The 14,211-nt window shown below is 49.6% G+C and carries 13 protein-coding genes and 1 CRISPR repeat array; of the genes, 10 read left to right on the top strand and 3 right to left on the bottom strand.

Going from position 1 to position 14,211, the window contains the following annotated elements; all coding sequences use genetic code 11:
- Positions 1–64: 64 nt before the first annotated feature.
- Genes EKM91_RS06150 through cas2e form a run of 7 tightly spaced genes read left to right on the top strand, consistent with a single transcriptional unit; the run spans position 65 to position 5,319 of the window.
- Positions 65–484: a type I-E CRISPR-associated protein Cse1/CasA gene (locus EKM91_RS06150; RefSeq protein WP_164508480.1), complete on the top strand. Its 420-nt coding sequence runs from the start codon at positions 65–67 to the stop codon at positions 482–484.
- Positions 465–1,043: a type I-E CRISPR-associated protein Cse2/CasB gene (gene casB, locus EKM91_RS06155; protein WP_125751395.1), complete on the top strand. Its 579-nt coding sequence runs from the start codon at positions 465–467 to the stop codon at positions 1,041–1,043. The genes EKM91_RS06150 and casB overlap by 20 nt, the downstream gene beginning before the upstream one ends.
- Positions 1,040–2,116 carry a type I-E CRISPR-associated protein Cas7/Cse4/CasC gene (gene cas7e / locus EKM91_RS06160; protein ID WP_125751397.1) on the top strand — a complete coding sequence of 359 codons (1,077 nt, stop codon included), beginning with the start codon at positions 1,040–1,042 and terminating at the stop codon, positions 2,114–2,116. The genes casB and cas7e overlap by 4 nt, the downstream gene beginning before the upstream one ends.
- Positions 2,097–2,804 carry a type I-E CRISPR-associated protein Cas5/CasD gene (gene cas5e / locus EKM91_RS06165; protein ID WP_125751399.1) on the top strand — a complete coding sequence of 236 codons (708 nt, stop codon included), beginning with the start codon at positions 2,097–2,099 and terminating at the stop codon, positions 2,802–2,804. The genes cas7e and cas5e overlap by 20 nt, the downstream gene beginning before the upstream one ends.
- A 12-nt stretch (positions 2,805–2,816) precedes the next feature.
- Positions 2,817–3,464, top strand: a complete 648-nt coding sequence (cas6e, locus tag EKM91_RS06170; protein ID WP_125751401.1) for a type I-E CRISPR-associated protein Cas6/Cse3/CasE — start codon at positions 2,817–2,819, stop codon at positions 3,462–3,464.
- Positions 3,465–3,466: 2 nt separating this feature from the next.
- A complete protein-coding gene (gene cas1e / locus EKM91_RS06175) occupies positions 3,467–4,423 on the top strand; it encodes a type I-E CRISPR-associated endonuclease Cas1e (RefSeq protein ID WP_125751403.1) in 957 nt (318 codons plus the stop codon).
- Positions 4,420–5,319 (top strand): type I-E CRISPR-associated endoribonuclease Cas2e, encoded by a 900-nt coding sequence (gene cas2e / locus EKM91_RS06180; protein ID WP_125751405.1) that lies wholly within the window; start codon positions 4,420–4,422, stop codon positions 5,317–5,319. Before cas1e ends, cas2e begins: the two co-directional genes overlap by 4 nt.
- A 20-nt stretch (positions 5,320–5,339) precedes the next feature.
- A CRISPR array of direct repeats spans positions 5,340–8,054; the repeat unit is 28 nt; unit sequence GTATTCCCCGCACACGCGGGGGTGATCC.
- 154 nt (positions 8,055–8,208) lie between these two features.
- Here the strand turns inward: cas2e and EKM91_RS06185 are convergent.
- The 3 genes from EKM91_RS06185 to EKM91_RS06195 all read right to left on the bottom strand — a co-directional run bounded on the left by EKM91_RS06185 (position 8,209) and on the right by EKM91_RS06195 (position 10,471).
- Positions 8,209–9,387, bottom strand: coding sequence for a tyrosine-type recombinase/integrase (locus EKM91_RS06185; RefSeq protein ID WP_125751408.1), 1,179 nt, complete (start codon positions 9,385–9,387; stop codon positions 8,209–8,211).
- Positions 9,388–9,550: 163 nt separating this feature from the next.
- Complete coding sequence (locus EKM91_RS06190; RefSeq protein ID WP_125751411.1) at positions 9,551–10,027, bottom strand: hypothetical protein; 477 nt, start codon at positions 10,025–10,027, stop codon at positions 9,551–9,553.
- A 33-nt stretch (positions 10,028–10,060) separates the two neighbouring features.
- Entirely contained in the window at positions 10,061–10,471 is a 411-nt protein-coding gene (locus tag EKM91_RS06195) for an ImmA/IrrE family metallo-endopeptidase (protein WP_125751415.1), read from the bottom strand.
- 341 nt (positions 10,472–10,812) lie between these two features.
- Here EKM91_RS06195 and EKM91_RS06200 point away from each other — a divergent pair, with 341 nt between their 5' ends.
- The 3 genes from EKM91_RS06200 to EKM91_RS06210 all read left to right on the top strand — a co-directional run bounded on the left by EKM91_RS06200 (position 10,813) and on the right by EKM91_RS06210 (position 14,187).
- The gene (locus tag EKM91_RS06200) at positions 10,813–12,273 is read left to right on the top strand and encodes a nicotinate phosphoribosyltransferase (protein WP_125751418.1); all 1,461 of its coding nucleotides are present in this window, start codon (positions 10,813–10,815) and stop codon (positions 12,271–12,273) included.
- 65 nt (positions 12,274–12,338) lie between these two features.
- Complete coding sequence (gene nadE / locus EKM91_RS06205) at positions 12,339–13,169, top strand: ammonia-dependent NAD(+) synthetase (RefSeq protein ID WP_125751421.1); 831 nt, start codon at positions 12,339–12,341, stop codon at positions 13,167–13,169.
- A 349-nt stretch (positions 13,170–13,518) separates the two neighbouring features.
- Complete coding sequence (locus EKM91_RS06210; protein WP_125751423.1) at positions 13,519–14,187, top strand: WxL domain-containing protein; 669 nt, start codon at positions 13,519–13,521, stop codon at positions 14,185–14,187.
- The last annotated feature ends 24 nt before the right edge of the window (positions 14,188–14,211 follow it).

Genomic DNA, 14,211 nt, shown 5'->3' on the forward strand with positions numbered 1-14,211 from the left:
ATAACAAAAAATCCACTCCGAAGAGTGGACCTTTCAAAAGATAAAAACTATTAATCAACACCATTTGACACAGAGCCAAAGAATCGAAGATACGATCAAGATGACCCAACAAGTCGCCAAAGATTATTGGATCTTTGTGAGCCAGCTGGTCAAGATCCGTAATCTGACCGGCAATGAGTTTGCTAATAGAGAACAAGCCAAACTGTATGACCGCTTGAATGTGCCCTTTAAAGATTGGTTAGCTGGATTAACGGAACAAGATGACCGAGAAGCCAAGATCACTATTTGGAAGCAGACACTGCTTCAGTTGGTGCGACGCAGTGCCCAAGAGTTGATGAACGAAGCGACTGGCCGTGATATCGTAGGTATTCCTTCCGAAAAAGGCACTGTGAATATTTTTACGGCGATGAACCGATTGAATCATGCGTTGATAGTTGATTTAGGATTAAAGCAGGGGGAAAAACATGAGGCCAAAAATTCGTAATACGACTGCGCACATCATTCAAATTTTGTATGGAAATGGCAATATGGATAAGGCCGTATTGGCCGGACTCAGGCACTCGATCACGTTGATGAGTCCCCAAGCGCAAGTAGCGTGGCCAGTGATCATGGCCAATCTGGCGGAAGGTGATTTGAGTCGCAACGGTGAACCGACGGCTGCTGAGACCGCAGTGTTTACGGCACTGAAATTATACGCGCGCCATCAGCAAGGCAATCAAGGATTGGTTTATGGATCAGTCAAAGACGATGAAGGAATCTCGCTGATGGCAGCACTGGCGCAAATGAGCCACAAAAAAGGCAATCAAACGCGCATTGACAATCGCGTCAATCAGTTGCTCAAAGTGACCAATATTAATAGCGTGATCAATGCGTTGTCACATTTGGTCGATATCGTCCAGACGTCGCAGCAGCCCATTGATTACGCACAGCTCGCTGAAGATCTGTACTGGTTTCAACAAAGCTATGAACAGGCCAATCGTGTCCGGCTGTTTTGGGGCCAAATCTATTATCGGCCAGTAAAAGCCCTTGAAGAGGAGAAATGATCATGACAAATTTATACGTTGATATTCATGTTTTGCAAACCGTACCTGCAGCAAACATCAATCGTGATGACACTGGTGCCCCTAAAACCGCATTATACGGCGGTGTGACCCGTGCGCGCGTGTCTTCACAGAGTTGGAAGCATGCGATGCGACACACTTTTATAACCGATCCAGCCATTCAAGCTGGACTGAGGACGAAATCAGCCGCCGAATTATTGGCCAAGGCGATAAAGGACCTGGCACCTGAGCAAACCGATGAATCTGCTTGGGAAAAGGTACAGGCGATCTTTGAGACGGCGAAGATCAAATTAGATAAGGAGCATCAAACTGGCGCGCTATTGTTGATCAGCCATGGTCAATTGGAGAAGCTGGCAGAATATGCATTGGCCCATGAAGACTATGATAAAAAGGCAGTCAAGGCCGTGTTGAACGGTGATCAATCCTTAGACCTGGCTTTGTTTGGGCGCATGGTAGCCGATAACCCTGAATTGAATGTCGATGCTTCTGCGCAGGTGGCGCATGCGTTGTCGACGCATGAAATCGTGCCAGAATTTGATTATTTCACGGCGATGGATGATTACGGACATGACGATAATGCCGGGGCGGCAATGTTAGGTTCGGTCGAGTTCAATTCGGCAACGTTATATCGCTATGCGAATTTGAATATTGCGGAGTTAGTGCACAATGTTGGGACACCCACTGCAGTTGCTGGGGCGTTGGCGTATATCAAGAGTTTCTTGTTGTCGATGCCAACTGGCAAACAAAATACTTTTGCCAATAAGACTTTGCCAAGCTATGTCTTGGTCACTTTGCGCACAGACACACCGGTGAATTTAGTATCCGCGTTTGAACAACCGATCAAATCAAAATCTGGTTATGTCGCCCCATCCGTGACCGCCTTAGAAAAAGAATATCAAGACGCCCAGCAGTTTGTTGCAGCGCCTTTGGCAACATTGGTTTTGAGCAAATTGACGAGTCATGTGGGCACTCAAGTTGCGGATCTGCAAACGTTGTTGGCCCAGGTGGAAGACCAACTGAAGCAGGTGGTGCCTGATGAAAACACTAACGATTAGACTAAGCGCACCATTGCAGGCATATGGAGATCAAGCTAGCTTTGCACGCCGCACAACGAACCCTTATCCGACAAAAAGCGCGATCATTGGAATGATCGCGGCCGCATTTGGATATCGGCGAACGGATCCAAGGATCCAAGCATTAAACCAACTTGCTTTTGCCGTGCGAGTGGATCAACCCGGAAGCGTGCTGTCAGAGTTTCAGACGGTGGAATGGAAACCTAATACGCGCAAGATCACGTATCGTGATTATTTGCAAGACGCGGTGTTTGTCGCTGCAATCGGTGGTGACACCGCAGAAATCGAGCAGATCGCAGCGGCGTTGAAAAAACCGCAGTTTCAACTATATCTTGGTAGGCGTGCCGCAGTTCCAGCCGTTGTCTTGAAGATGCAGCAATTCGCAGACACGGATCCCGTGACAGTATTGCAACAATTAGAGTGGCAAGCAAGTTTGTGGTTTCAACAGCGACATCGTAAACAAGCCACTTATTCCGCAGAGCTTTATGCAGATCATCAACTGATTCCAGCCAAAGGGACGCAACTGGTCAAAGATCGCGTATTATCGTTTGATCAACGTGCTCGTCAGCATGGTTTCCGGGCGATCGCTCAAACGCGCGTGACGCTGGCAAATGCGCAATATCGAGCACCTGAGGTTGGGACAGATCATGATGCATGGACAGCAATTTAAGGGGGGAAGCTGATGTTTATATCACGAGTACTCGTGGATCAAAACAATCGCCAAAAGTTGAAGTCGCTCACACATCTAGGGGCATATCACCATTGGGTCGAGCAAAGCTTTCCTGAGGAGGTCAAATCCGGCGAGCGTTTACGGCATTTGTGGCGGTTAGATTCTTTGGGTGGCCAAGAGTATTTACTCGTTGTCAGCGAGAATCGACCGGATTTGGATCAGTTAGCGGCTTTTGGCGTGCCAGGTACGGCAGAAGTCAAAGATTATGAGCCATTCTTAGCGAGTTTGCACGACGGGCAACGACTGCGCTTTCGCCTGACGGCTAATCCCACGTATTCTGTGTCTCAATCGGGAAAAGCTCGCGGTCGAGTTTATCCGCATGTGACTGCTGAACAACAAAGTCAGTGGTTAAGTGCCCGGGCGGAAAAAGCCGGTTTTACGCTGTCAACGGCTGGTGAGACGCCATCATTTACGATCGTCGGGCGCAGTTATCCGATTTTACGTCGCAAACAAGGGCGCGCTGTGCGAATCAGCCGCGTCACTTATGAAGGTAGGCTGACTGTGACGGATATCGCGCAGTTTCAACAGACGCTGCGGTCTGGTATTGGCCGCGAACGGGCGTATGGAATGGGCATGATGACGGTGATTCCTGAGGCGTGAGGATGAAAAAACAAGCTGGTGCTAAGAAAGCAGATTTAACTGAATTAAGCCGCGTACGAGATCGGGTGACCTTTTTGTATCTTGAACACGCCAAATTGAACCGTCAAGACAGTGCCATTGTCGTCGTGGACGATCGTGGGACTGTTTTTGTGCCGGCTGCGATCATAAGCGTATTACTGTTGGGGCCAGGTGTAGATGTGACTCATCGAGCGATGGAATTGATCGGTGATGCGGGGATGAGTGTGGTTTGGGTAGGTGAACGCGGTGTTCGGCAGTATGCACATGGGCGCGCGTTGAATCACGCCACAAACTTGTTAGTCAACCAGGCTCGCTTGGTTTCCAATCAACGTACGCGACTAGCAATTGCACGGCAGATGTATCAGATGCGTTTTCCAAATGACGATGTTTCTGCGTTATCAATGCAGGAACTGCGGGGCAAAGAAGGCGCACGTGTGCGGCGAGTCTATCGCGAACAATCGGTCAAGACAGGCGTGCCTTGGACCCGGCGCGAGTATGATCCGGACGATTTTACTGCCGGTACGCCGATCAACCAGGCGTTGACTGCGGCCCATTCAGCCTTATATGGCTTAAGTTATAGTGTGATTGTCGCACTTGGAGCTTCACCGGGATTGGGCTTTGTGCATACAGGGCACGATTTGTCTTTTGTGTATGATTTCGCTGACCTCTACAAGGCAGAAGTGACGATCCCGATCGCCTTTGCCGTGACTGCCGAGTATACCCCAGGGGATGATATAGGTCGAATGACGCGGTTGGCGGTGCGTGATGCCTTTGTAGATGGTAAGCTGATGATCAGGATGGTAGCAGATCTGCGACGGTTGTTATCAACTAAAGAAGACGATGACCTGGAAGCGGACATAGTGAATTTGTGGGATGACAAAATGGGTCTGCAAAAAATGGGAGTTTCCTATCGCGAATTTAAGTCTGGTGATAGAAAATGATCGTGATCACGTTGACTAAGGTGCCGCCATCGCTGCGTGGTGATTTAACGAAGTGGTACCAAGAGGTCCAAACAGGTGTTTATGTCGGCAATGTCAGTGCCCGGATCCGGGATAAGCTTTGGGATCGGATTTTGCGCGATATTGGAAGTGGACAAGCCACGATGGTGTTTAACGCACAAAATGAGCTTGGCTATCAATTTAAAACCACTCGTCAAGATCATGAGGTGATCGACTTTGATGGCCTTCCATTATTGAAACATTTGAGCACCACAGAGGCGCCATTAAAACCAGGCTTTAGTAACGCGGCGCATTATCATCGTGCGCGGATGAATACGCGTCAAGTGACAACCGCTCCTGTCATAGAAAAGCCCAGTGCCTTTGTAGTATTGGATGTTGAAACTACTGGTCTAGATGCGACCCTTGATCAAATGATCGCGATTGGTGCGGCACGTTTTGTACCTGGAGAAGCAGTGCAATCGTTTTATCATCTGATCCAAATCGAGCAGCAGTTACCTGCAGAGATTGTGTCATTGACAGGTATCACTGATGACGAATTAGCTCAAAAAGGCGTTCCATTGGCCACTGTGTTGATGGCGTTGAAGGATTTTATTCAAATGCGACCAATCATAGGCTACCATGTTGGGTTTGATGAAAAGTTTATTACAATGGCCGTTCGCACGCTAGATCAGGATAAGTGGGCAAATAAGTTCATTGACTTGATGCCAGTCGTTAAAAGGGTGGACAGATTTTTAGACAGCTATCAGCTGGGTGCAGTCTTAAAGCGATATGGCATTGTTAATTCGCAACCACACAACGCATTGGCAGACGCTCAGGCAACAATGCGTTTGGCGTTGAAGTTAATAAAAAATGGACATTTGGAGATTCCAAAAGCTTGATTTGACGGGATTTGTTTAGTGTATTCCCCGCACACGCGGGGGTGATCCTCTGTTGCTCCAGTAGCTAGTGAGGAGGCAAAAGTATTCCCCGCACACGCGGGGGTGATCCTATCAGAGCGTAATGGATCTAAGGCAATCTTTTGTATTCCCCGCACACGCGGGGGTGATCCCAGCCAACTGCCCGCGCTCACGCCCACCCCTATGTATTCCCCGCACACGCGGGGGTGATCCTAGGTGACATGGCCAATTTTGCTCTTTAGGAACGTATTCCCCGCACACGCGGGGGTGATCCCCAATATCTTGGCAAAAACTTCATCACGAAGTTGTATTCCCCGCACACGCGGGGGTGATCCTACCCCGTTATTTGCGCTCTGCTCGGTTTTAAAGTATTCCCCGCACACGCGGGGGTGATCCTGAGAAAACTATATCTTGGCAACGGCGATAAGCGTATTCCCCGCACACGCGGGGGTGATCCCTAAGGCAGATGTTCGCAAGTCCAAAGCTGAGGGTATTCCCCGCACACGCGGGGGTGATCCTATAGCAATCGCGTCTCAATCAAGAGCGTGTTCGTATTCCCCGCACACGCGGGGGTGATCCTTTCCGTTGCGAAAATCATTAATTATATGGTTAGTATTCCCCGCACACGCGGGGGTGATCCATAACGTGATTAAGGTAGCCACCTTCAACCGTTGGTATTCCCCGCACACGCGGGGGTGATCCTCCGATCGTGGATGAGTTGCGTTTGAAGATGAAGTATTCCCCGCACACGCGGGGGTGATCCCAATTTTGCAATTCCTGAACTCGATCTCAACTGGTATTCCCCGCACACGCGGGGGTGATCCTTCGTCGTAGTCGGGATCATCTTCCATGATGTCGTATTCCCCGCACACGCGGGGGTGATCCTAAAATAGCCGGCACACAGGCCAACCAAAATTGGTATTCCCCGCACACGCGGGGGTGATCCAAGTGTCCATACAGAACTTCCCGCCAGCTTGAGGTATTCCCCGCACACGCGGGGGTGATCCCGGTGTTTCCAGAATTGGAAGTTATGTCGGCACGTATTCCCCGCACACGCGGGGGTGATCCTCAAACGTCTGCACCAAAGCCAACCTCCTTTAAGTATTCCCCGCACACGCGGGGGTGATCCCGGTGGCGGCAGTCTTCGGTTACAACTGGGACTGTATTCCCCGCACACGCGGGGGTGATCCCCAGCCAAACAAAGCCCCACCGCCCAACTCTACGTATTCCCCGCACACGCGGGGGTGATCCTGACCAGATAGCGATCAGAGCTTATGAACACTGGTATTCCCCGCACACGCGGGGGTGATCCCCAGTTTCGATGTGGCGGTTACACAGCATGTAAGTATTCCCCGCACACGCGGGGGTGATCCTAGGTGACATGACCAATTTTGCTCTTTAGGAACGTATTCCCCGCACACGCGGGGGTGATCCTTCATCAAATCAAAATGAGGGTTGTCTTCGATCGTATTCCCCGCACACGCGGGGGTGATCCTATGCGATCAACTCAGCCCAAGAAACGTTATATGTATTCCCCGCACACGCGGGGGTGATCCCGTGCTGGTTGGCTCGGCGTTGTGTGTGATGATGTATTCCCCGCACACGCGGGGGTGATCCCCCATTACATATTCCTGATCAGTACCAGAAGCTGTATTCCCCGCACACGCGGGGGTGATCCTTAGATTATCGCTCTTTTCAACTTTACGGTTGGGTATTCCCCGCACACGCGGGGGTGATCCTTTCTTTTGCTGGGCATTTTGCGAGCCAACATTGTATTCCCCGCACACGCGGGGGTGATCCTTCGGTAGCCGGTTATGCCAAGCTGGTTAGTCGGTATTCCCCGCACACGCGGGGGTGATCCCAAATGTTTACAATATGGATTTATTTCATAGGCGTATTCCCCGCACACGCGGGGGTGATCCCCGTCATTCATCATCATCCCTTTCCCTGAAGCCGTATTCCCCGCACACGCGGGGGTGATCCTAGCTAAGGGCTTCTGGCTCAGTGATTTTGTCCGTATTCCCCGCACACGCGGGGGTGATCCTGCCCCGTTAAGCAGCGGATCGTATTCGATCGCGTATTCCCCGCACACGCGGGGGTGATCCCGGAAACCGTTTGTCCCCGTTTTCATCCTCATTGTATTCCCCGCACACGCGGGGGTGATCCCCCGACTTTGACGGCATCTTGGGCTGAATACCAGTATTCCCCGCACACGCGGGGGTGATCCTACAACAAGAACAAAGCGGCATATATTGACCAGGTATTCCCCGCACACGCGGGGGTGATCCCTAGACAAGCGAGACAGGGATACGGTAGCGCGTGTATTCCCCGCACACGCGGGGGTGATCCCTATAAAAAAAAGAGGTCTTTACCATGCTGGAAAAGTATTCCCCGCACACGCGGGGGTGATCCTAGGCAAGATATACGCAGTGGCAAACTTATCAGGTATTCCCCGCACACGCGGGGGTGATCCTCAAACCGGGCCGCGGCCGCCCGTGCGATTATGGTATTCCCCGCACACGCGGGGGTGATCCTAGTCATGATTGTATTCTCCTTAAAGGTATAGGGTATTCCCCGCACACGCGGGGGTGATCCCGTTTGTGCGAATAATCGTGCAATCGCATCGCGGTATTCCCCGCACACGCGGGGGTGATCCTACACGATTAGACGTGCGCACTGGTCAAAAGCTGTATTCCCCGCACACGCGGGGGTGATCCTAGGCCAATATTCATCTCCCAGGCACCATGGCCGTATTCCCCGCAAATACGTGGAACGTCTGTCTGCATCTCCATAAAAGCCTATTATGGCGGGGCTTTTAACGTGCCGCTGATTTTATACGCCATCTTGCGACCAGATAATGACCCAGATGGTTTACTTAAATAATTTAGAATATACTTCCTCAGCTTCCGACTGGCCTTCATGTGTTGGGTGAATGTAAATGCGTGTTGTGGTATCAATGCTAGAGTGCCCAAGAATGGCAGCAATACTGGTTACGTCCACCTCTGCTTGGGCAAGAAGGGTTGCCTTTGTGTGTCTTAATCCGTGTAAGCTTATTTGCCTTAAATCAGATTTATCGGCTAGTGCTTTCATCCATTCCCATGGGGTGCTCAGCGATAAATGACCGTCGGCAGCTTGGCCGGTGAACAACCATTGATTGGAAGATATTTCACGTCCTTCTGCAAGCAGATCGCGAGCTTGAGTGACACACCATTGAGCAAGCATCTTAGTAACGTCTGGGCTTAAAACGATTGTGCGAGAACTGGTTTCCGTTTTGGTGTCTCCGACAACTTCACCGTCCGCTGTATCTTGTATAGCACGTTTGATATGAAGCAGACTACGGTTAAAGTCAACGTCACACCACTTTAATCCAACAACCTCGCCTCTACGCATTCCCGTTGCTAGAACCAGGGTAAGCAGCACTCTACGGCGTTCCCATGTTTCTGGGCACTTACTTGCTTTGCTATTAAGAACAGCAATGAAATGCTGGGCTTCTTTAAGCGTATAGCGCTTATCCTTAGTGACAGCATACGTGCGCTTACCTCTGGGAAGCTTTGCTGCCAAGCATGGGTTTACTTGCACCCAACCCATAATGACGGCATAATCCATAATCATGGTTAATACTCCTTTGGGCGTTCTGCCAGTCACTGTTAGTGAGTTGATCCATTCTTGCACATCCATTGGTGTGATAGCGCCCACAAAGTAGCCGCCAAGATGAGGCTTGATGTTGTTATTGTATGCTGACTTGTATTCTCGCATAGTGGTTGGCCTAATCTCACTGGCGTGTGTTTTAATCCATTTGTTGTATGCTTCATCAATGGTAAACTTGTGCGAATCATGGCGTTCACTATGCTTGAACTTATAAAGCGCGTCGTCAAATGCGTTTTTAGCGTCAGCCTGTTTCAAATAACCACGTAGGGTAGTGTACTTTGGAATGCCAGTTTTTGGGTCTTCACCCAGGTATCCCTTTACTAGCCAGCGTACTTCTGGCTTTTTTAGGTTCCCTTTAGCATCCTTCTTTGGTTTCAATTCATATTTTTTGTAAGTTGGCATTATTAATATCCTTCCTGCTCTCACACACGGAGAATATAACGCTTGGGCACCACCTCCTTTGATGGTATAATCTCATTGCATGCAAAGGGCCTTATCTCCCAGCGCAATGCGTGGCTACGTCTACCCATGCTGTCCAAGGCGATAGGGCAGGCGTTTTTATGTTTTATCGGACACCGACGTCCTTTTGATACTGTATAGATACTTTCTTTAATTGCTTTCCTAGCTTACTATTGTTTGGCGCGTTAAAGAACTTTTCAGGCACGGACTCTACAGCATATTCGGAAACTATATGGGCAACAGCGCCCTTCATCTGTGATACGTCCTTACTTTTTAGTGCGCCGGTAGTAATTAGAGTTGAAGCGTCATACTTGCCCGCGTAGCTTGCGGGTTCATTGTCTTTACATGTTTTTTGAAGTTTTTTTACAGCTGCCGCCGCAGATTTGTAGTTCTTTAATGAATCATCCTTCTTGTATGTGCCCAAGGCTTTGATGGCAGCTTTCCCGTCTGGAAGCGCTAAGTTAAGCTTCTTAGCAGCGGCATCCCCAATATTGACGCCAGCATAATTACTACTAATTTTCTGGCCGCAAGCAGTTAGAAGTAAGGCTAGAGCAAGCGTAAAGGTAGCTAGTATCTTTTTCATTTGAATTCCTCCCAGGGTGTCTCAATAGACGCCCTATTTTGCGTTGTAAAATCCTTTAATGGCACCAGAACAAATATCGCGCATATTGGGGCTTATTGCAAAAAATGACATGAATTCGTCAACCCTGGCAAGGCTGGGATCAACGTTTTCAAAGTACATAGGTACTAACAAACATATTGCGCCACTATTTGCGTCACCTTCGATACCGGTTTTAGATGGGGTGAAATACAAGAGGTTGCTGTCTCCATTTAGGATATGCGTGATTTCATGGGCAAGCTGGAAGGGCAGTTGCCTAGGAATATGCCAATTTAAATTGATAAGTATCCGCCTAGTTTTTGAATCAGCAGTACATGGTGTATTGGGAGACAACCGGTCTTCAAAGCCAACCTCAATGTCATAGATGGCAGCGTAGTCTAGTAAGCGGGAAAAGATTTCATCAATCATGTTTCCCACCTCGCAAAAAGCGACGGATTATCTCCAAGTCTTCCCCGCACACGCGGGGGTGATCCCGCCAAGCGAGAATTTACGCAGTCTGAAATTAAGTATTCCCCGCACACGCGGGGGTGATCCTAACCGAAATTGCCGGATTTTAAACTGTGAAAAGTATCCCCCGCACACGCGGGGGTGACCTCAAAACAAGGAGCGCTCGATCAATCCGGTTAGACTTTTCTTCCGCGTGAAAAACTTCACGCGGTTTTTTGCTATCGCAAGCGCAACGCGGTAAAATGTATCCAACAATCTTGTCACCCATAGCGCTAATGGTAGCGCAGACGAAAGGTACGGTTATGAATTATAAAGATGATGGGTTAGCCTTGCATACAGATTTTTATGAATTGAATATGATGTATACGTATTGGAAGCAAGGAATCGCGGAACGCAATGCGATCTTTGAAGTGTACTTCCGAGACTTGCCATTCGGTAGCGGGTTTGCGGTGTTTGCGGGTCTGGAACATATCGTGAATTACCTCAAGGACTTGCACTTTAGCGATTCTGATATCGACTATCTTAAAGAAGTCACTGAATATCCGCAGGCGTTTCTTGATTATTTACATGACTTGAAATTCACTGGTACGATCCGTTCTGCTGTCGAAGGCGATTTGGTCTTCAATAATGAACCAATCGTGCAATTTGAAGGGCCGCTGGCGCAAGGACAGTTGATCGAGACGGCGGTTTTGAATATGGTTAATTATCAGACCTTAGTTGCGACTAAAGCCGCACGGATCCGCGCTGTGGTCGGCAATGACCCGTTGATGGAATTCGGTACCCGGCGTGCCCAAGAAACCAGTGCAGCTATGTGGGGAACACGGGCGGCGTTTATTGGCGGCTTCAATGCCACATCTAATGTTCGAGCAGGCAAGGTGTTTGGTATTCCTATTTCAGGGACCCATGCCCATGCCTTAGTGCAAGCCTATCGCGATGATTACAATGCATTTAAGGCCTATGCCGAGGTCAACCACGATGTGACATTTTTGGTGGATACTTATGACACCTTGCGTTCCGGGGTCCCGGCCGCGATTCGCGTGGCTAAGGAAATGGGCGATAAGATCGATTTCCAAGGGGTGCGGATCGACTCTGGGGATATGGCATACATCTCTAAGCGCGTGCGCCAACAACTCGATGCTGCCGGTTTTACTGATACGAAGATCGTCGCGTCCAATGATCTAGATGAAAATACGATCCAAAACCTCAAGATGCAAGGGGCCAAGATCGATACTTGGGGCGTCGGCACTAAGGTGATCACTGCGTATGACCACCCGGCATTAGGGGCGGTGTACAAGCTGGTTTCGATCGAAGACGAACACGGCGAAATGACGGATACCATTAAGTTGTCGTCAAACGCCGAAAAAGTGTCGACTCCGGGTAAAAAGCAAGTTTGGCGTATCACACGCCATGGCAATGGTAAGTCTGAAGGCGATTATGTGGCTTTGGCGTATGAAGATATCGCCAACCAAGAATCGTTATACATGTTCCATCCCAACTTCACCTATATCAACAAGACAGTGCGTGATTTTGATGCGCGGCCGTTGTTGCGGACTATTTTTGACCAAGGAAAATTGGTTTATGAACTACCGGCATTGGTGGACATTCGCGAATACGCGATGCAATGCGTCGATTCGCTGTGGGATGAATATACCCGGGTATTAAACCCGCAAGAATACCCCGTGGACTTGTCCCAAGCCGCTTGGGATAACAAGATGTCGATCATCAAGCGCATCAAGGAAAAAGTGAACTGGCATCAAGCCTAACATCGAGGGTGTGAGCAAGGCTCACACCCTTCGTTGCGGCTACGACATATAGGAGGAAACTTATTATGCGTCCATTACAAGCAGAAATCATTCAAGCCTTGCACGTGCAGCCGACGATCGATCCACAAAAAGAGATCCGGCGCAGTGTTGATTTTCTCAAAACGTACCTTAGCCACTACCCTGGCTTGAAGACCCTTGTGTTGGGGATCTCTGGCGGGCAAGATTCGACGTTAGCTGGGACTTTGGCCCAAAAAGCGGTTCAAGAGCTTCGGGCAGAAACTGGCAATGCTGATTACCGCTTCATTGCCGTGCGCCTGCCATACGGAGAACAAGCTGATGAAGCTGACGCAATGGCCGCGATCACCTTTATGCAAGCAGACGAAACTGTGCGGGTCAACATCAAGCCTAGCGTCGATGCAATGGTAGCAGCCGTGCAAGCCAATGACTTGACCGTCAGCGACTTTAACAAGGGCAACATCAAAGCCCGCGCCCGCATGATCGCCCAATACGCTATTGCCGGCGCTAACGCTGGCGTTGTGATCGGGACCGATCATGCTGCTGAAGCCGTTACCGGATTTTATACTAAATTTGGTGATGGCGGTGCTGATGTGACCCCATTGTGGCGCTTGAACAAACGCCAAGGCGCCGCGATGCTCAAGGCATTAGGAGCCCCAGCTCATTTATATGAAAAAGCTCCAACGGCTGATCTGGAAGAAAATCGGCCGGCGCTTCCTGATGAAGAAGCACTCGGCGTGTCATATCGCGACATCGATGATTATCTAGAAGGCAAGCCGGTCAGCGACGATGCTGCGGCTACGATCGAAGGTTGGTATCAACGCTCCGCGCATAAGCGCCATTTGCCGATCACCGTTTTTGATCAATTTTGGCAACGATAAGTGTATCTTTGATGAAAGCAACTGGTTCTCTATCTGAGAAGCGGTTGCTTTTTACGTGGCCTAGGCCGATGAGCCACAAAATGATGTGATTTGCAAAAATATTTTTTTGTGCAAAAAATGCCGAAAAAGAGGTGAGGTGATTGGAAAATACGCCGGACCTGGTGAGCAATCAACGCCCGTAAACATAAACTATAAATAATAGTCATAAATAATGTTAATGAAACGGCGCAACCCCATCTTTACGGTGGTTGACTCTCATGTTCATAGTCCTTAATATGAACGTAACGACAATATTCGCTAGGCAGAAGTAAGCCTGCCAGGGGCAGCGGATCATGAGGAGGAACTTTTAATGAAGAAGACTATGTTTGCCGGCGCTGTGGCGTTGGCTTTAGCTGCGACCGCAGCGATCGCACCATTGACGGTATCCGCTGCTGACGGTTCCGCTACCGGTACTACCACCGCAGAATTTTCTGTTGTGGCAGGTGGCGGTTCCACCACACCAGGCGGCGATAACGGCACCGGCACTAACGCTGATTTATGGTTAGTCAAGGCGCCAGATATGCATTTTAGCGACGGTAAGGTCGCCGACATTATCAGCGGGACTGATTTGACTTATGTTGATGGTACCGTCACCAACAAGACGAATGATCCTGCTGAAAATGCAGATGGCGCCTTGCAAGTCACCGATAACCGCGGGACTGGTGCCGGCTGGAAGTTGAGTGCCAATATCAACCAGCCGACCAACGGCACAACGCAATTGACCGGGGCATTGGATCTGGTATTAAAAGACGTTACCAGTCCTAATACTGCAACCAATGCACCTGTTGCCGCAAGCTTGACTACTGACGGCAATGACGTTTTGGTTTGGAATGCAGCCGTTGGCCAAGGCCAAGGGAATAACACTGCCAGTGTTGATGCGGCGACTAAGTTCCACATTGATGCTAATCCTAGCGTTACTAACGGGTTGTATGATGCCACGGTAACTTGGACACTAGCAGGTACACCAGACGCCAATTAATGATGTGTAATGGCGCTTTGCTGG

It is taken from the genome of Lacticaseibacillus baoqingensis (assembly GCF_003946165.1).
In the GTDB taxonomy this organism is placed as follows: domain Bacteria; phylum Bacillota; class Bacilli; order Lactobacillales; family Lactobacillaceae; genus Lacticaseibacillus; species Lacticaseibacillus baoqingensis.